General features: G+C 42.4%; 15 protein-coding genes. 10 read left to right on the plus strand and 5 right to left on the minus strand.

Annotated features, from left to right (window positions below; all coding sequences use genetic code 11):
* Window positions 1-62: 62 nt before the first annotated feature.
* Window positions 63-2,369: a nitric-oxide reductase large subunit gene (locus tag NLZ44_RS22790; RefSeq protein ID WP_493751252.1), complete on the minus strand. Its 2,307-nt coding sequence runs from the start codon at window positions 2,367-2,369 to the stop codon at window positions 63-65.
* A 436-nt stretch (window positions 2,370-2,805) separates the two neighbouring features.
* Here NLZ44_RS22790 and NLZ44_RS22795 point away from each other — a divergent pair, with 436 nt between their 5' ends.
* The gene (locus NLZ44_RS22795) at window positions 2,806-3,522 is read left to right on the plus strand and encodes a Crp/Fnr family transcriptional regulator (protein ID WP_315638675.1); all 717 of its coding nucleotides are present in this window, start codon (window positions 2,806-2,808) and stop codon (window positions 3,520-3,522) included.
* A gap of 142 nt (window positions 3,523-3,664) precedes the next feature.
* Here the strand turns inward: NLZ44_RS22795 and NLZ44_RS22800 are convergent, their stop codons facing one another.
* Window positions 3,665-4,933, minus strand: a complete 1,269-nt coding sequence (locus tag NLZ44_RS22800) for a diguanylate cyclase (protein WP_493751253.1) — start codon at window positions 4,931-4,933, stop codon at window positions 3,665-3,667.
* A gap of 18 nt (window positions 4,934-4,951) precedes the next feature.
* Window positions 4,952-5,839, minus strand: coding sequence for a transporter substrate-binding domain-containing protein (locus NLZ44_RS22805; RefSeq protein ID WP_493751254.1), 888 nt, complete (start codon window positions 5,837-5,839; stop codon window positions 4,952-4,954).
* A gap of 572 nt (window positions 5,840-6,411) precedes the next feature.
* Between NLZ44_RS22805 and psbA the strand changes: the two genes are divergently transcribed.
* The gene (psbA, locus tag NLZ44_RS22810; RefSeq protein ID WP_048894885.1) at window positions 6,412-7,491 is read left to right on the plus strand and encodes a photosystem II q(b) protein; all 1,080 of its coding nucleotides are present in this window, start codon (window positions 6,412-6,414) and stop codon (window positions 7,489-7,491) included.
* Between the two features lie 60 nt (window positions 7,492-7,551).
* Here psbA and NLZ44_RS22815 read toward each other — a convergent pair whose 3' ends face one another.
* A complete protein-coding gene (locus NLZ44_RS22815) occupies window positions 7,552-8,112 on the minus strand; it encodes a Uma2 family endonuclease (protein ID WP_493751255.1) in 561 nt (186 codons plus the stop codon).
* Window positions 8,113-8,148: 36 nt separating this feature from the next.
* Window positions 8,149-9,555, minus strand: coding sequence for a helix-turn-helix domain-containing protein (locus NLZ44_RS22820; protein ID WP_493751256.1), 1,407 nt, complete (start codon window positions 9,553-9,555; stop codon window positions 8,149-8,151).
* A gap of 346 nt (window positions 9,556-9,901) precedes the next feature.
* On the opposite strand from NLZ44_RS22820, the gene NLZ44_RS22825 reads away from it, so the two are divergent.
* The 8 genes from NLZ44_RS22825 (at window position 9,902) to NLZ44_RS22860 (ending at window position 17,301) form a co-directional block, all read left to right on the plus strand.
* Window positions 9,902-10,138, plus strand: a complete 237-nt coding sequence (locus NLZ44_RS22825) for a hypothetical protein (RefSeq protein WP_493751257.1) — start codon at window positions 9,902-9,904, stop codon at window positions 10,136-10,138.
* 221 nt (window positions 10,139-10,359) lie between these two features.
* On the plus strand, window positions 10,360-11,592 hold the full coding sequence (locus NLZ44_RS22830) for a radical SAM protein (protein ID WP_493751258.1): 1,233 nt from the start codon (window positions 10,360-10,362) through the stop codon (window positions 11,590-11,592).
* A 65-nt stretch (window positions 11,593-11,657) separates the two neighbouring features.
* Window positions 11,658-12,893: a radical SAM protein gene (locus NLZ44_RS22835; protein ID WP_493751259.1), complete on the plus strand. Its 1,236-nt coding sequence runs from the start codon at window positions 11,658-11,660 to the stop codon at window positions 12,891-12,893.
* A gap of 59 nt (window positions 12,894-12,952) precedes the next feature.
* Window positions 12,953-13,810 (plus strand): hypothetical protein, encoded by an 858-nt coding sequence (locus tag NLZ44_RS22840; protein WP_493751260.1) that lies wholly within the window; start codon window positions 12,953-12,955, stop codon window positions 13,808-13,810.
* 254 nt (window positions 13,811-14,064) lie between these two features.
* Window positions 14,065-14,994: a hypothetical protein gene (locus NLZ44_RS22845; RefSeq protein ID WP_493751261.1), complete on the plus strand. Its 930-nt coding sequence runs from the start codon at window positions 14,065-14,067 to the stop codon at window positions 14,992-14,994.
* Window positions 14,995-15,077: 83 nt separating this feature from the next.
* The gene (locus tag NLZ44_RS22850) at window positions 15,078-15,959 is read left to right on the plus strand and encodes a hypothetical protein (RefSeq protein ID WP_493751262.1); all 882 of its coding nucleotides are present in this window, start codon (window positions 15,078-15,080) and stop codon (window positions 15,957-15,959) included.
* A 5-nt stretch (window positions 15,960-15,964) separates the two neighbouring features.
* Entirely contained in the window at window positions 15,965-16,657 is a 693-nt protein-coding gene (locus NLZ44_RS22855) for a 2OG-Fe(II) oxygenase (protein WP_493751263.1), read from the plus strand.
* Window positions 16,657-17,301, plus strand: coding sequence for a hypothetical protein (locus tag NLZ44_RS22860; RefSeq protein ID WP_493751264.1), 645 nt, complete (start codon window positions 16,657-16,659; stop codon window positions 17,299-17,301). Before NLZ44_RS22855 ends, NLZ44_RS22860 begins: the two co-directional genes overlap by 1 nt.
* Window positions 17,302-17,391: the final 90 nt, after the last annotated feature.

Genomic DNA, 17,391 nt, shown 5'->3' on the forward strand with positions numbered 1-17,391 from the left:
TTTTTCGTTGCTTCATCAGAAAATAAGTTTGAGGTAAAATCTCAATCTTTTATACATCATGGTTACATAGGATAATCAGCAGTTAAAGGTGCATCAGGTTGGGGTTGGGTGGGTTGTTGAAAAATTGCGATAATTGAACGCAACACACACAGAACCATCAGTAAAGCACCTAGGCTAAAAACAATGTCCCCAGGAATCCTTAGCCATACAGTCCAGTGCATCCAAGACGAATTAATCACCTCAGCACTGCGGGCGTACCAAGTGCCATAATTGACTGATTGTACCAGTTGATAAAAACCACTGGGAATCAAGCCAAATACCATCATCATCACCAGACCGATATTAATGCCCCAGAATGACAAATTAAATAGTTTTTCATTCCCAGCATGATCTGGGGTAATTTCCCGTAAGGCAAATAGCATCAGGGCTAAGGCTAAAGAGCCATAGACCCCAAATAACGCCGAGTGAGCATGAATGGGAGTGGTGTTAATTCCCTGAGAGTAGTAGAGGACAATGGGAGGATTAATCAAAAATCCAAATACTCCAGCCCCTACTAAATTCCAGAAGCAAGTCCCGATAAAGAATTTGAGGGGAACTCGATAAAATCCTTGGGCTTCTTGAGAGAGTCGAATGGATTTAACGACTTCAAAACCAATCAGGGTTAAAGGAACAACCTCTAAAGCAGAAGCTACAGCCCCCATTGCAGTAATAAATACTGGAGTTCCCGAAAAATACAGATGGTGTAGAGTGCCAATTACCCCACTACCGAGATAGAGAATGGTAGTCAGATAGGTTGCTCGCAGGGCTGAAGAACGTTTAAGAAATCCAAGTTCACTGCATAAATAGGCGATTGTAACCGTTGCAAAGACTTCAAAAAACCCCTCTACCCACAGGTGAACTACCCACCAACGCCAATATTCTGCAATGCTCAAAGGGGTATGGTTGGTGTACATTAACCCCGAGGCATAAAACAGGGGAATTGTAATCGCACTATATAGGAAAAAGTGATTCAGTCCGGTTTTACTTCCTTCTGCTTTTAAGGCTGGTTTCAAGGCTCGGTACATTAACCACAGCCAAAACACCATACCGCCAATTAGTAGCAGTTGCCAAAGGCGACCGAGTTCGACATATTCGTAGCCTTGGTGTCCAAACCAAAAACTTTTATCTCCTAAAAGCCCTTGTACTCCAGCCCAAGCACCGATGAGAGAACCGACCACCACAATGGTCAAAGCTGTTAGCAAACCGGCATTCCCCCAGGATTGTCCTAGTGGTTCATTTTTGCCAAATCGGGGTGCAAAATAGAGTCCCGCTGCTAACCAGCAAGTGGCAATCCAAAAGACAGCCAGTTGTAAGTGCCAAGTCCGAGAGGCTGCATAGGGTAAATACTGTTGCAACGGTACACCATAAAAACCATCCCCTTCTACGGCATAGTGTGCTGTCACCATCCCCATGAGAATTTGCACTAAAAACAGAGCCATGGCGACCCCAAAAAATAGGGTGGTCACTTTTTGGCTAGGGGTGGCAAGGCGAATACTGGGACGTTCTGTGACTACCTGGACTTCTTCTGGGTCTTCTTGGGTGAGATAAATAAACAGAAATACGGCGATCGCTGCAATTAACACAATCACTGATACAATTGACCAAATCAGAAACTGAGGCGGGGCTTGATTGCCAATCAGATCATCATGGGGAAAATTCGCCGTATAGGAAAAGGGCGCATTGGGACGATTGGCTGAAGCTGCCCAAGCCGTCCAAGCAAAGAATGCGGTAACGTTGTGGATTTGGGTATTATCCGTAAACCAACCACTAGGAATAGAATGCACAACCGACCCTTGAGAAAGCCAGGTTTGATAGTCTTCAAAGACTTTTTGTAAACCAATGGTTTGAGCTTCAGTTAAGGTTAAAGCCTTGGTTTCTGGGTCATATCGATTGGTTTTAAATTGTTTCTCTACCTGAATTTGTAAAGTAGCGCGATCGATATCTGGTAGCGATTCTAAATCCTCTTGGGTAAAAACAGGATTGCTGTTATAAATAACCCCCGCTGTCGCTAATCCCCAACGGTGCAATACATCTGCTGTCCAGTCAGGGGCCAGATAACTCCCATGACCCCAAACACTCCCAATGTGCTGTCCGCCACGGGCTAAATAAGTTTCTTGACCCTGTTGAATCTCAGCTTGGCTGAGAATCATCTCCTGTTGTGGAGAAACAATTGTTGCAGGTATAGGAGGCGCATTTTTATAAATTGCTGCACCCGCTGAGATGAGGACAGTGAACGTCACAATGCAAATTAGCACCAACCAGGTGGGAAGACTAAATTGCCTGGAAGAACCACCTGTAGTCGTCACTCTATCTAATGTTAGGTTTGCCATGATGTCAAGTTTTCTTCCGGTCAAGCTAAATTTAGGATGGTAACCGGATCAATTTCTTTGACTTAAGTCAAAAATCATCTGTAGAAATTCTTAAATTGTGGCTGGTGATCCTCAATTACTCAACCATTTTTTGATAATAATAAGTATTATGGCTTATATGTTCCTGTTGATGTCCTAGTATATTTTAATGCCTAATTAATTATATAATTATAAAATATATCAATTAACACCATGTAACTTATTTCCACAAAATAGTATAATTCTGCTACAGATGTGGTATAATTCATAACATCTTCAAAGTTCGGCAATTATACTTGAGATAATCTCATCAAATAATGCTCACACTTATTCCCTAGTCTAAATTCACAAATTAACTATGTTGATAATTGCAAATATCATCAACTTTGTTCAAGATTAAAATTATCATTAATTATTCATGATAGATCCCTTGTTGTTAAATAATTGGTTGTCTCAAACATTGCTATTTTCTGGATTAAGTGAATCAGAAGTAATGCCTTTTACACAAATTGCTAAAATTCAAAACTTTGCCAAATCTGAGATGGTTTTTAATCAAGGTAACCCTGCCATAGGTTTTTTTATTGTGAAAATGGGTAAGGTTAAAGTATTTAAAGTTTCGGCCAATGGTAAAGAGCAAATTGTTCATATCTTCCAACTCGGAGATTACTTTGCCGAAGTTCCTGCTTTAGATGGTCAACCTTTCCCGAATTCGGCGGCAGCTTTAGAACCGACAGAGTTAGTATTCTTTCCCCGTGAACTTTTTTTAAAGGTACTACATCAATCTCCTACTGTCTCAGTTAATCTACTGACCAGTCTTTGTCAACATCTGCGAGAATTAACCTCTTTAATTGATTCTCTCTCATTTCAAGATGTCCCACAGCGATTGGCAGCCTATTTGTTAAATTTAAGTAATCGCGATTTTCAACAAATCAATTCTGGTAGGGAGACTGATCGTCTGGTTACTCTCGATATAAATAAAGGTGAACTCGCCTCCTTATTAGGAACTATTCCGGCCACACTATCAAGGGCATTTGCTAAATTGAGCCAAAAAGGTTTAATTGCAGTTAATGGTTCGCAAATTCAGATTTTAAACCATCAAGGTTTACAAGAATTCAGCCAGTCATTGATTGATTAAAGTCCTTTAAATACCAGTGACATACATTTATAGCTCAACCACTAATTTGGGTTCTGGCTATTGATGGCCTGTTCTGTGCTATATTGTACCGACTGCTAAAGAAAGCCACTTATCCATCCCCCACCAGGATGATGATCATTGACTACATGACCTGCCTTTGTTGATAGGCGATCGCACAGTTACGACCTCTTTCTTTCGCTTTGTACAAGGCTTCATCCACCTGGCTGATTAGATGGCTGATGGAGTAATTACCGCTGTGAAATTCAGCCACCCCAAAACTAGCCGTTTGATAACCAACCGTGGGAAACTGGTGACTGGCTAAATCTTGACGTAGTGCCTCAGCTAGAGCCTTCGCTCCCCATAAATCAGTCTGGGGACTGATGATGATAAACTCTTCACCACCCCATCGCCCTAAAATATCTGTTTTCCTCAGTCTTTGATGGAACAGTGCCACCATTTCGATTAATACAGCATCTCCCGGGAGATGCCCAAAGGTGTCGTTAATCTTTTTGAAGTAATCGATATCACAGAGAATCACGCTAAATTTCTGTCCGTTTCGATGGAAAAGAGACTCCTGTTCCTGCAAGCATTTTTCAATTTTTAGGCGATTGAAGCAGCCTGTCAAAGGATCCGTAACCGAGATTTTTTCCAGCTTGCGGTTATAAGTTTGTAGTAAATATTGGCGATACAGAACAATCGCTAAAACCCCTAGCCCGATGAATACAAATCGCCCAATAGCCCGATAATCGACACCTTGTTCATATCGAACAGAAATCCAATTGTTGATGATGCCTTGTCTGGCTTTTTCATCGATAGAAGCGATCGCTTTTTTAAAAATGGTCAGAAGTTCCGGCTCATCATTACGAACCGCAATACTCAAAGCCAAAATTTTATCAAATCGACCCGCAATTTTCAGGGAAGGAAATCGTTTCTGAATAGTATATGAAGTCGTCGGTAAAACATCCACATAGCCAAACAAATGCCCATGTTCTACTTGCTGTAAACCATCCTCAATCGAAGCCACCTCCACAATTTGCATATCCGGGTATTGGTTCCGCAATATTTCTACAAAAGCGTAGCTTTTAACCATGCCAATTTTGTGATTAAGAACATCCCTGATATCGGGAATAAACGGTTCCCTTTCTCGCGTCGCAATCACTAAAGGTAACTCAAGATGGGGTCTCGTAAAGTTGGCATATTCTAGGCGATCTGGCGTAGCCACAGCTAGGGAGAGAATGTCACATTGTCGCTGTTTAAATTGCTCAATACTTTCTACCCAAGTCTGAGTTTTAAGCAGCGTAATTGGGATGCCAATCCGGTCTCTCAACAATTGCATGAAGTCTGCACTCATCCCCGTATGTTGCCCATCAATGATTGCATCTAGGGGCATCCAATTAGGGTCAACACACATTTTTATCTCACCTTTATCTTATAAATATTCCAATTCTGTTCTGGTAAAATTAAAGCTGGCGGTATCCGCAGCCAAATACCAGCGGCGAAGGAGATTGGCATAGTCTTCTTCCGAAACCGCTGCCATAGCTTTGTCTAAAATTGATTTCAAAATTGGGCGATCGTTGCGGATGCCTAAATATTGAGGTACATTCGAGAAATGAGGGTGATTAATCAGAGGACGACTGATTAATTCTGTCAAAAAATAGCGTTCAATATAATAGTTAAAAGTGGCATGGCTTTCTAAAGCAGCATCGGCTCTCCCCGCTTCCACCTGCTTCATGGCATCCAAGGTGTTGTTAGTCAACAGTAGGTTAATCTCAGGATAGTATTTGGTTAAGATTTCCTCGAAAAAGAAACCTCTGACAATCGCCAAGTTTTTACCTTTAAGCTGTTCAATATCAGTATAATCTTCCCCATCTTTGCGCGTCAACAAAGAATTCACCAAGTCAAATACATATTGCTCAGAATAGAGCGCGAATTTCTGACGTTCTTCGGTGATCACCATATTAGTGACCACATCAATTTCTTTCTGAGCCAACATCGTCATAAATTCCGACCAAGTTGGACCCACCATAAACTCAACTTGCAGCCCCACTTTTTCCGCGATCATCTTAATATACTCATTGCTAAATCCTGTAGGATTACCATTCTTAACAAAGTTATAAGGCGGCCAACCCGACTCCCCATGAACTCGGATAACTGGATTAGCCTGAATATACGCTTGTTCTGCTGGGGTTAATTCAACTACTAACCGCTCACCCGTTTGTTGGGCAACTCCCGGATTACTAGACACCAGTAACGTTAAGATTAGGCTTAACAAGCATAAGAGGAAGTGATGACCATCGAATTTGTAAGGCACTTTCATTTTTCAAAACAAATGCTACATTACCATAATAAGCCGCAATTTTTGATTACTGAAGTTGAGACGATTGGTGGCTTGTAAAATTACCAATGCCATCAATTTTCTCTAGTGCGATCGTCTTTTACAGCCCTTTCAGTAATCATGCAATACCCCTTGAAAGTCCCTCTCCGCAGGCGGGAAAGGGATTGAGGGTGAGGGTAATGTTTAGTGCGACTTCTCGGCTGTAACTGGAAATCAGTGGGTGGCATGGGGGGTTCCCAGTCCGTCTCCTTCCCCGTTTCCGAGCAAGTATTGGCAGTGAGTTACTGACATTTGCGGTTCCCCCGTCTCTCGTGTTTCTCAGTTGCTGATGATTATATCCCAAGCCGCCCATAGCCGCCTGATACCACAGGCATTCTCAGGGTTCGACTCGATTATGGTTGAATTGATGATAAGCCCTAGTTATGACAGTCATTAAAATAAATGTGGCTCAACCCCTTTACAAACCTTAACAGAGTGTGTCATATTATATACACGGTAGAAAAACAACTACCGGATAAGTACCTCGAAAACTCAATATAGCAATCATATCCAACATGACTACTACCATTCAGCAGCGCGAGAGCGCCAACGCTTGGGAACGGTTCTGTAGCTGGGTAACATCCACCAACAACCGCCTTTATGTAGGCTGGTTCGGTGTTCTGATGATCCCTACCCTACTAACTGCTACCATCTGCTACATCATCGCTTTTATCGCTGCTCCTCCCGTGGACATTGACGGTATCCGCGAACCCGTAGCTGGTTCTCTGTTGTACGGCAACAACATCATCTCTGGTGCGGTTGTTCCTTCCTCCAATGCGATCGGTCTGCACTTCTATCCCATTTGGGAAGCAGCCAGCTTGGATGAGTGGCTCTACAACGGTGGCCCTTACCAGTTGGTAATTTTCCACTTCCTGGTCGGTGTATTTTGCTACATGGGTCGTGAGTGGGAACTGTCCTACCGCTTGGGAATGCGTCCTTGGATCTGCGTGGCTTACAGCGCACCTGTTGCCGCTGCTAGTGCAGTATTCTTGATCTACCCCATCGGACAAGGTTCTTTCTCCGACGGTATGCCTCTGGGTATCTCCGGAACTTTCAACTTCATGTTGGTATTCCAAGCAGAACACAACATCCTGATGCACCCCTTCCATATGTTGGGAGTTGCTGGTGTATTCGGTGGTGCTCTGTTCTCCGCGATGCACGGTTCTTTGGTAACTTCTTCCTTGGTGCGTGAAACCACCGAAATCGAATCTCAAAACTACGGTTACAAATTCGGTCAAGAAGAAGAAACTTACAACATTGTGGCAGCTCACGGTTACTTCGGTCGCCTGATCTTCCAATATGCTTCTTTCAACAACAGCCGTTCCCTGCACTTCTTCTTGGGTGCTTGGCCGGTAATCGGCATCTGGTTCACCGCTTTAGGTGTATCCACCATGGCCTTTAACCTCAACGGTTTCAACTTCAACCAATCCGTAATGGACTCCAGCGGTCGGGTAGTTAACACCTGGGCTGATGTCATCAACCGCGCTAACCTGGGTATGGAAGTAATGCACGAGCGCAACGCTCACAACTTCCCCTTAGATTTAGCTTCTGCTGAGTCTGAGCCTGTAGCTTTGGTTGCACCTCAAATCGGCTAATTTATAGCTTGGATTAAATAGAGCGCCTCCCACCAGGGGGGCGCTTTTTTGTGCTTAAATTCACTGACCCACATTCAATACATCTTCATAAATTTGCGCCACGGTCACAGTTAGCCCCACAGATTCCAAGGTTAACTGATTATCTTCTCCTAAGATTTGAACTGTCCAATTCCCCGGAGTTTCTTGACGATAGACTTCCACTTGCATAACATCTTGAGAGACTAAAACATATTCCTTCAAAGTTTCTAAGGTTTGGTAGTTCATTAATTTTTCTCGTCGGTCAGTGCTTTCGGTACTTTCTGACAGCACTTCAATAATTAGGTTAGGTTGTGTTTTGAAGTATCGGTGATTATCTTCGGGGTTACAAGTCACGAGTAAGTCAGGGTAATAAAAAATATCGTCTTGAACTTTGACTTTCATATCAGACATGAATACCCGACAGGAACTCCCCCGCAGATGAGAACGTAATAAGGCATAAAGATTACCGGCAATGAGATTGTGTTCTTCACTAGCACCCGCCATAGCAAACACATAACCGCCCATATACTCATGGCGAATGGTGCTTTCGGCTTCAGCGATGATATAGTCTTCAACGGTAAACAGGGGTAAAGGTGAACGCATTTTAGGGATTCTCCTAGTTTTTCTCTTTAAACTATTCTAACTTAGCTTAAATTTAAGATACTGTTGCCAAATCGGATGCAGTTGAAACATTCCTCGCTCTCCCTCTGATATTTTTTCTAGCAACCCCCGTCTAACTAAAGATTGGATGGCTGACCATAATTCAGATGGGGATAATTCAGGATTAGTGGGTTGTTCAGAAAGGGCGATCGCTTGATGGTCTCGGAAACCAGAAATCACCTGTTGTTCTAATTGGGATAATCGTTCTAACTGAGATTCTAAAATGGGTTCTAAGTCACCTAAAAAGATGTCCTCGCTGTGGCTTAAAAATAGGGAAACGCTACCATCAAATAGTTCGACTATGGTTGAGGCGATGATATTTAACCAGGTAGGATGTCCTTGATAGAGGTTGATTAATTCCGGCCATTTGTCGGAGTCGGTTAATTGGTGCGATCGCAAAATTTCCTCAGCATCGGCTGATAATCCTTTCAGGTGTAACGTGCGGGTGGAGTGTGTTTCCGCTTCTAAGGTAGCAATGGCTCTAGGTTTTTCCCAACTGAGGAGAATCACGCAACTTTGATGATGGTTTTTGGCAATTTTCCGAAAAATTGTCCGGTATTCTTTAAAGTCTGTCAAGTATTCCCCCGCCAATGCACCGCTTTTAAAAAGATTGTGTAGGTCATCCAATATGACTAAGCAACGGCAGTGACGGAAATAATCAATTATTGTAGGAAATGGGGGATTTTGTGACTGGTAAAAAAATTGTTGCAGTTGGTTTTTCAGGGAGGAAAAGGTGGGAGTCTCTGTGAGACTTTTCCAAATAATATAGTCAAATTCAGGCTTGATTTGTTCGATGAGTTGCCTGGTTAATACGCTTTTGCCAATGCCACTTAATCCATAGATGGTAATTAAGCGGATCTGGTCTTGTAATATCCACTGTTTGAGGGTATTTAGTTCGGTGGTGCGGTTGTAAAAGTCCGTGAGGTCTGGGGCGTCGATTAAGTCGATAATGGGTGAAGAATTTTGGGTGGGGGAAGAATGAGAAGAAGAGTGAGGAGAAGAGTCGGGGGAAGAGGGCGATCGGGTTTGCAATTCTTTAACAGGATGTAAACCTTCCCCCCAAAGATGAATACTTCCCTCATTAATTTGTACACAGTAACCAAAATTTGATCCTTGAGAAACCCGATGTTTTTTCTCTACCTTGGAACGAAAATTATATTTATTCAGGTCTTCTCCTAATTCTTCCCGTAACTTTTCCCATAACTTAGCGGCTTCTTTCTTAACGTGAGCTTCACGACAATTATTATATTCTTTAGCAATTTGAGCATACTTTTTCCCTGACCACACACCCTTGAGTATGGCTTCCTCTATAGGCTTGAGAGGTTCGCCGGTTTTCTCAAGGATCAGCTTTTCAGCCCACTCTAACACTTCTTCAATATTTTTCATCAGTAAAAATACAGAGACTTAATCTTAAAGCAAGAACTATATCCTACCAAATCCTACTTTGTCAATCACCGGGAACCAAATCCTACCAAATCCTACTAATTTTTTTCAGGGCACTGGGAAAAATTGGGTACTAAATCCCACTTTCCAGAGTTGATTACTTTCGCGGATATAGATTAAGATAATATAGAAGCAGTACAATAGTAATTTACACCTGTTGAAAACTATTCCGCTAAAAAACCACTAGCTGCAATAGGTGGATTTTATTGTCATGTTCTATCAGAGATCCTACCTTGTATGAAACAGCGCGTAGGAAATATTCTAAGTTTACTGAAATAGGGCTATAGCCATGTCTCAAAATACTTCTAATCACTTTCACGTTCCAGAGTTGTTCCGGACTCAATCGGAGGAATCAGAAAGCACTCAGCCGCAAGAATCGGTATCCAGCACCCTACCTTCACAGGAAGAGTTTTTTAGTTTGATTGATGACGAGCGGAAGTTGACTCAGGATCATGTCTTTCCCTCAGAAGGCGAAAGCACCGTTCCTGGATATTACGTTTATCACAAATACAATAAAGGTACTTAGACACCGCCAGTTCTTTTGAGTTAAGGATAGCAAATTTTTAACTGAAGATTAGATTGGTATCTACAACTCAGAATAACTGCTCGATCGCCTCTCGGACAAATAGCCCATCCCTCTGCAAATAAAATTTCTTCTATTAGATTCCTTCTACTAGACTAAACTCGTTTTGTTTGAGAGGCAAAAAAACTCGCGGTGAGTTTGGATAACCTAACGGAAGCGCCAAGATGAAAACTTTACCTGACAACACGGTTAGCAGTAGTTATTCCGCCATCAATCGTTCGTGGGTCAGTCTCCGAAACGTTCACGAACTTCATATCGAGCTAACTAATGTCTGCAATTTACATTGTAGCTACTGCTATGCCGAAGTAGAAACTCCAGGAAAAGAAGTTCCTTTATTTGATATCGATAGTTTCGCGATCGCCATAGAACGAATCGCTGAGTATTCGCGAAAATCTCATATTGAACTAATCTTTCACGGTGGAGAACCATTGCTTCAAAGGGCTCAATGGTACGATGAAGCCTGCACCTTGGCCGTCAAAATTATGGGAGACAAGGGCAAAACAGTAGACTTTGGTTTGCAAAGTAATTTAACTCTACTAAATGACGAGCATATTGATGTATTTGCGCGTCATGGAGTGAAGATTGGCACATCCATAGACGGCCCAGAAGACGTACACAATCAGGTGAGAGGTGGCTTCAAAAAGACGATTCATAACTTAAAGCGATTGCGTTCCAGAGGTATTTTTTCAGGGGCGATCGCCGTTATTCATCTTCACAATTGGACATTAGTTCCCCAAATTTACGAAACTTTCTACCAACTAGGAATTACAGCTTTTCATCTGAATATTGCCTCGGCAGTGGGACACGGAACGGGTGCCACACCTTTAACCGAGGAGCAAATATTTAGAGTTCTTAAAGATAACTTAGACAGTCTCATTCGCTATGAGGGGGCAATTGTAGAGACGCGAATGTTAGCCAAAATCCAGCGTCATCTAGCTGCACCTTCTGCTAAAGAATTTCTGGCTCAGTTAAGGTGTGACAATCCTTTTTGCCACGCAGGAATTAATATGATTGTTGTTAAGAAAACTGGTGAAATTTATCCTTGTGGTTGCGCTGGTTCTAGCGGAAATGTCCAAAATTACTTACTCGGAAATATACTCGATCCAGATGGGTTCAATCCAGATTGGTGGAAGCAGAAATTACATGGATTTCATGGGAAGACAGACAAATACGAAAAAGAATGTCGGACTTGTCCCGCGAGATTTGTTTGCGAACATGGGTGTCCGGCATTTGATTTGAGCGATCCGGAAACTCCAGAAAATCATTGTGGCGCAACTAAACGGTTTGAACGTTATCTTCGCACCTTGCCTTTAGAGGCGATCGAGCAAGTAGCACAGATGAATCCTCAAATGGCTAAGAGTAAAAGGGCTGCTGACATTATAACTAACTGGCAATAGAGTCTAAACGCAGCAACTTTTAGCCCACCAGTAAAATCTCAAAACATCAATTTTAGGTAGATTCCATGAATTTGATTGTTATTGACAAGTGTAGCAATTACTGTGCCTACTGTTTTGCCTCCACCGAGATGGGTAAGTCAGGAAAAAAGACAGTTTTAACTCGTGAAAGTGTCGATCGGGTGGTGCAGTTTATCGGTCGCAGTGGTCCAAATTTTCATCTGAATATTATTGGGGGTGAACCTTTTTTATATAAAGACCTGGTTTATCTCTTAGAAAAGTCGATGGCTGAACCCGCTTTGGGTGATGCCACTATTTTTACGGGAGGCATCTGCAATACCAATGAAATTCTCAAACTGAAACCCTATCGCGATCGCCTTAGACTGCTAGTTAATCTCAACGAGCGTCGGGACTATCGGCGAAGCAGTGAATACGAGTTAGTCCTGCACAACATTGACGTTGCTCTTAACCTGGGCATTCCTGTTAACATCGGCTTTAATATTTGGCGTCAGGACTTCAACTACCAAGAAATTTTAGATGTGTGTGAATCCTTTGGCGTTGAATACTTGCGCTGGACAGTTGCCTATCCAGAACTGAACCCATCACCGGAAGTCCAAGTATTAAGTCCATCAGAGTATCGCGCTGTAGCCCCAAGAATAGCTGAATTTCTGGAAGCAGCCTACTGGCAACACATTCAAGCCTATCTCGATTGTCCGCTACCTAAGTGCTTTTTCACGCCCGAACAACTGGGTCGAATTCAGCTAACACAGCCCAAAAGTGCTGCCTTTCGTTCTTGTGGCCCAGTTATTGACGTGAACCCAGCCCTAGAAGTTTTTCGGTGTTATGCGTTATCCGATTTGGAACGAACCCAACTGACAGACTTTGATAACTTCTCGGAATTAATGGCTTATTACAAACGAGTTATTGATGAAAAATACGATCGCCCGCAAGTGTACGATCGCTGTGATACCTGCGAATTTGCCGAAGACCGTTCCTGTTACGGTGGCTGTATCGCTAATAGCGCTGAATCGATCGGCGGACGGGAATCCCAAGAGACACTACTAAAAATAGCATACCAAGCCATTCAGCAAGGGCGAGGTCAAGAAGCCGGAGTCGCACTCAAAAAAGTCTTTCGCAAAGATGCCGGTGTTTCTCTACTTTGGGCACACCGTTGGAGTATTGATGGGGATATTTCCCAAGCGAAAATTTTTGCTCGCCAAGCGGTTAATCGCAGCCGTACAGTCCAAATGCGTGAAATGGCGACAACTCTGTTGCAGAAACTTTCCGCAAGCGGACATGAATAGGAAAGGGAAACATCTGCTCAACCAGCCCTGACTCATACAAATTACTCATAGAAATTAAAATGCAAATCAAAGTTGGCAATATCGAGTATAACTTGCCTGATGAGGGGGGGATGGCTGCGGCTATTTTAAAGCTGGTTAACACCGAAGAACAACGAATTTTAACTATTCGCGAATGTGGAGTTAAAGCCGAGGAGTACATTCTCATTCATCTGGTGAGAATGTATATTCTGCGGTGGGTGGTTCCCGTGATTGAAATAGAACAGGGTGGCTGCTTGGAGGCCAATCTTATACCAGAGATGCAAAAGCGTTTCTGGCTTTGTATGTTTGGGCGATCGGTGGATGACCTCCACGATCGAGATAGTGCTTTTTTCTCCTTGTCTGACTCAATTCTGTTAACAGCAATTTATAGTAGTCTGCTCAATTTAAAACTGTCCACAGCAGAGGGGAAATACCTGCTTAAGCGAACGGCAAAATCCTTGTCTCCTTGGCGAGATAAACTGACAGCAGATAGTTTAACAATGGCCTTGATTCGCCAGGATGTTTGTCATAGAGTTGCTTATTTTTTATCCCCGCCATCCGTTGACTCTCGTGCTGCTGAATTGGTGCAATCTTATATAGGAGTTTTGCTAGGACGATGTGACCTTGATGACTGCCTTGCTGATGGAGCAACAGGGCTACAGTCCACAGCAATTAGTCGATCGCTGCATCGAAGTGTAGCCGACCCAGAGGGAAAATTGCACCTAAATTATCAATTGCTGGAATGGTATGTTTCCACAGAAAAAATAATTTGTCAAGAAGCAGATTATCTAGTGAGCGATCTGGAGCAAGTTGGTGCTAACTATGCAGCCAGTGTCGTCAAACAGACATTCCGACAGTCGCCATTAAATTGGATGCCAGCTATTAATCATCCCCGATAAATTTACCCATGATTACCATCCGCAATCCCATACATATTCAGACTAACGATGAGGTTAAATTCTCACTGAATAGCATTCAGGATTTTTTGAGTGCCGACGCAGTTATTCCGTGCCAACCAGGGATAAAAATTGACGATATCTTTCTAGTCGGGCCGCGTCATAACCAGACGATAACTACTGTATTAAAGCAGCTTGGTTGTCCAAAGAAAGAAAACATTTTTGCTGACACAAATATTCTAGCTTGGGGAGTTTGGATGCCTCGGTCATCAAAGCAATTAGATGCTCCTGTAGTTCAGATTTTCCGTTTGGTAGCAGAATTAAGCGATCGCCCAGTTCTGATTTCAGATAACCAACTAGAGCCGGGAGAGCTAATTGTGGTCACTGAAGATTGTCATTCCTTTGTCACCTTACGTCCCTACCAGGGAGAAGATTTGCCACCAGACATACAGTGGTTTGCTTGGGTCGGTAATCGGCAAAATCCACTCCAAGAAAAAAGCACACCTTCAGTGACTAAAACCCGGATCGCTGAACCCTTGACATCTTCAGTTAATCCAGGGCCAGTAATAAATGCATCATCTCCTTGGTTAACGGACTCTAACCCTAATGTTCAATTTAATTTAACTTCCGCAACGCCATCCTTTCAACTAACTCCCATGCTGCCTCCAGAAGAATTCGAGGCCCTGGTAAAAGCAATGAGATCGGCCCCTTGGACTCGGAGAATTGGAGATATTTACAGCCAAGATAGTTTGGATATTGTGGCTTGGAGTCAAACCCGTGGCTGTCCCGAAATTGTTAAAACCTTGATGCAGCGTCTTCAAAAGTCGGAAATGGTAGAACAAATAGCTCGTTTGACCGGGGTGTCTGTAACGGCTCAAAGAGAGATATTTTCCTATCGCCTTCGAGAAGGAGAACGAATTCTCAACCATGCGGATGGAACTTGTAACGGGCAATTGATAGTAAGAATTAACTGGCTGCTGCAAGTACCTGGATCGTCTCTCCGTAAGTGGGATTTTCGCTTTTGGCACCCGGATCGTCCAGAGAAACCCCCGATTGTTTACCCTTCTTTGCCGAACCATGCTGTGATTTTTTTGATGGGAAAAGACACGCCCCATGATATCACACCCATTCCTAAAAAATCTGGCGATCGAACCAATATTGTTATGACATTTGGACACAGACAGTAAAAATATCACAATTAATATATGACAAAAGCTATTGAAAATAGTAGGAAATAAGTTAACCCCCTTGTAATTACAGCAAAGCATCCATGATTTACACTTTATTAGATTTTCTGTTAAACGGATTAAAATCCCAATGGCATAATGTAAATTTTTGGGGGATAGCCATCACAGCTTTAGGCACCTTTTTCACAATCCTGTTTTACTGGCAACAAAATTACAGAGCGCTTTCTTTTGAGGTGATATCTTCTGAACCTCTTCCGAAAAGTAGCCCGGTCAAAAATCAAGACATTAAAGTAGGAGACATTCAAATCATTAATGGTGGCGTATTAATCGTTATTCTGCGTAACTCAGGCAATCAACGGATTAAACCAGAAGACTGCAAGTCACAAGTAGAATGGCCGATTCATTTGAGTGGCTTTGATAAAAGCAATGCTCGCGTGATTTTAGCTTATGCAGAAACCAATGATGGGGAGGAAATAAAAGTTCAAATTACCAAAGATAAAAATCAATTGCCAAATATTGAAATTAATAAAAATAAGTTAGATTTAGAGCCAGGAGATTATGTCATAGTCAGAATTTTAGTGGACTGCCCCGAAAAATATCAAATATATAACTTGAGAGAAACCATTGAAGTAAGTCAGCTTAAGATAGCAGGATTGCCTAAAAAGCTTTCACCCAGTAGCTATACAAGCTGGCTAAAAGTGGTGGTTGAATTAAGCATTTTACTCATGTTGTGCTGGCCACCCTCGGCAACTCAAATTTTAATTGATACAACAAATTTAAATAGCCTGCAACTGTCCGGGCAACGTCTTTACTTATCGGGTACGGGTTGGTGGGGCATCACTTGCAGTTATTTATTATTCTTCTTGCCTATATTAATTCTATTGGACTTAAGTAAGAAAGGTTTTTGGGGCTGGTATTTAGTCAAGATGATGATTGGTAAATTCAAAAAAAAGATTCAGATTTAATTAAAATGAATATCAAAACAAGGCAAGATATAATGAAAAATATATTGCACGATAGTTTCATAGAAGCTTTAGAGGCAGAATTAACCGCATTTCTGTCGGCAAAGCCATATCCTCACTGTGCAGGAAATCAATTAGTTGGAAAACACATAGACTGTTTTGAGGCAGCTATAAAAACAGTACCTATGCGTCGCCATTTGGCAGACTTTTACTCTCAATACGATGCCGTATTGTCTCCTGAAATAGCCGGGAATAATTCGGTAATTCAAGCGCTAATTGCTGCACCTAATTGCCAAGATGTCCTAGAAATTGCTTCTATCTTAGCCGGCAGTCCCTGTACCGAGAGTCTGGTAGTAATTCACTATCTGGGCGATCGCGATGAAATTGAAATTCATAATGATGCAAATGACCACGGGGAGAAACTACGTTTGTGCTGGATGCTGGGCGAGAGAAACTTTTCAGGCGGTGAATTTTGCATTCACCCTAACGCCAAAGAACTGCCGATTAAGCGCATCCCTCACCAGCGAGATAGCTGGGTTTTGTTCCGAATCGGCAATAACTCCTATCATTCTGTAAGTCAGGTGCATTCTGCCACCAAAACTGAGGGTCGGTGGACTGTTATTTTCACTTGGGGTGCCCGCACAGAATCCCTGAACTTGAATCATTCTGATAACAGTCAATTATTTGAGGAATATGTGTAATGAGTCAATCTATCTTTGAGCTTCAAAATTTATTTCCGGGCAGTGAAACTGAACTGCGTTCCCAATTTGAGTCTGCTCTTCCTTATCCTCATGCTGTGCTGCCCAATGCTATAAATATAGATTTTTGCCAGCAACTTTTCGATGCACTTAACGCTTTACCTTTTCGTTGGCTGCGGGTACAAGAAGCATTTTATGAACACGAAGTTTGTAACCTGTTAACTGTAGCTTCGATTTTTGGTGGTGTATTTAACGACCTAGTACAAACTTTGCAAGAACCTACCTTAGTCACCCGTCTCTGCAATTTTGTAGATTCTCCCCCAGCTACCCTTGTCAGCTTGACTGGACACCGACTCTACGATGGAGATAAAATTGGCACTCATAGCGATCGAAACCCCTTTGGTGAGACTTTTCGCTTGCTTTTGTTTCCAGATCCAAAACCACAATTTTCGGGAGGTGTGCTGTTACTACAGGAACAAATTGAGGGTAAAATGATAACGCGATCGCAAGTTTCATATCTTCCTTTCCAAGCCTATCTATTTCGATTTAGCCCTCACTCTCACCATGCTGTAACCCCGGTACAAGCGCATAACACCGGAGCCAATAGATTAACAATACTAGCTACTTATGGAACTCAGTCTGTGTAAAATAATTTTTGGAGTCATGGTATGAATAGGACAATTCAGACTGATATTCGAGTAAAAAATATCTGATATATGAAGATAATTGTATTGTTT

This window comes from Arthrospira sp. PCC 9901, assembly GCF_059013425.1.

Bases quoted from the DNA above. Each gene is read 5' to 3' on its own strand.
- NLZ44_RS22800 (WP_493751253.1), bottom strand. From the start codon at position 4,933: ATGTGTGTTGACCCTAATTGGATGCCCCTAGATGCAATCATTGATGGG.
- NLZ44_RS22805 (WP_493751254.1), bottom strand. From the start codon at position 5,839: ATGAAAGTGCCTTACAAATTCGATGGTCATCACTTCCTCTTATGCTTG.
- NLZ44_RS22820 (WP_493751256.1), bottom strand. From the start codon at position 9,555: ATGAAAAATATTGAAGAAGTGTTAGAGTGGGCTGAAAAGCTGATCCTT.
- NLZ44_RS22830 (WP_493751258.1), top strand. From the start codon at position 10,360: ATGAAAACTTTACCTGACAACACGGTTAGCAGTAGTTATTCCGCCATC.
- NLZ44_RS22840 (WP_493751260.1), top strand. From the start codon at position 12,953: ATGCAAATCAAAGTTGGCAATATCGAGTATAACTTGCCTGATGAGGGG.
- NLZ44_RS22815 (WP_493751255.1), bottom strand. From the start codon at position 8,112: ATGCGTTCACCTTTACCCCTGTTTACCGTTGAAGACTATATCATCGCT.
- NLZ44_RS22825 (WP_493751257.1), top strand. From the start codon at position 9,902: ATGTCTCAAAATACTTCTAATCACTTTCACGTTCCAGAGTTGTTCCGG.
- psbA (WP_048894885.1), top strand. From the start codon at position 6,412: ATGACTACTACCATTCAGCAGCGCGAGAGCGCCAACGCTTGGGAACGG.
- NLZ44_RS22835 (WP_493751259.1), top strand. From the start codon at position 11,658: ATGAATTTGATTGTTATTGACAAGTGTAGCAATTACTGTGCCTACTGT.
- NLZ44_RS22855 (WP_493751263.1), top strand. From the start codon at position 15,965: ATGAATATCAAAACAAGGCAAGATATAATGAAAAATATATTGCACGAT.
- NLZ44_RS22790 (WP_493751252.1), bottom strand. From the start codon at position 2,369: ATGGCAAACCTAACATTAGATAGAGTGACGACTACAGGTGGTTCTTCC.
- NLZ44_RS22795 (WP_315638675.1), top strand. From the start codon at position 2,806: ATGATAGATCCCTTGTTGTTAAATAATTGGTTGTCTCAAACATTGCTA.
- NLZ44_RS22860 (WP_493751264.1), top strand. From the start codon at position 16,657: ATGAGTCAATCTATCTTTGAGCTTCAAAATTTATTTCCGGGCAGTGAA.
- NLZ44_RS22850 (WP_493751262.1), top strand. From the start codon at position 15,078: ATGATTTACACTTTATTAGATTTTCTGTTAAACGGATTAAAATCCCAA.
- NLZ44_RS22845 (WP_493751261.1), top strand. From the start codon at position 14,065: ATGCCTCGGTCATCAAAGCAATTAGATGCTCCTGTAGTTCAGATTTTC.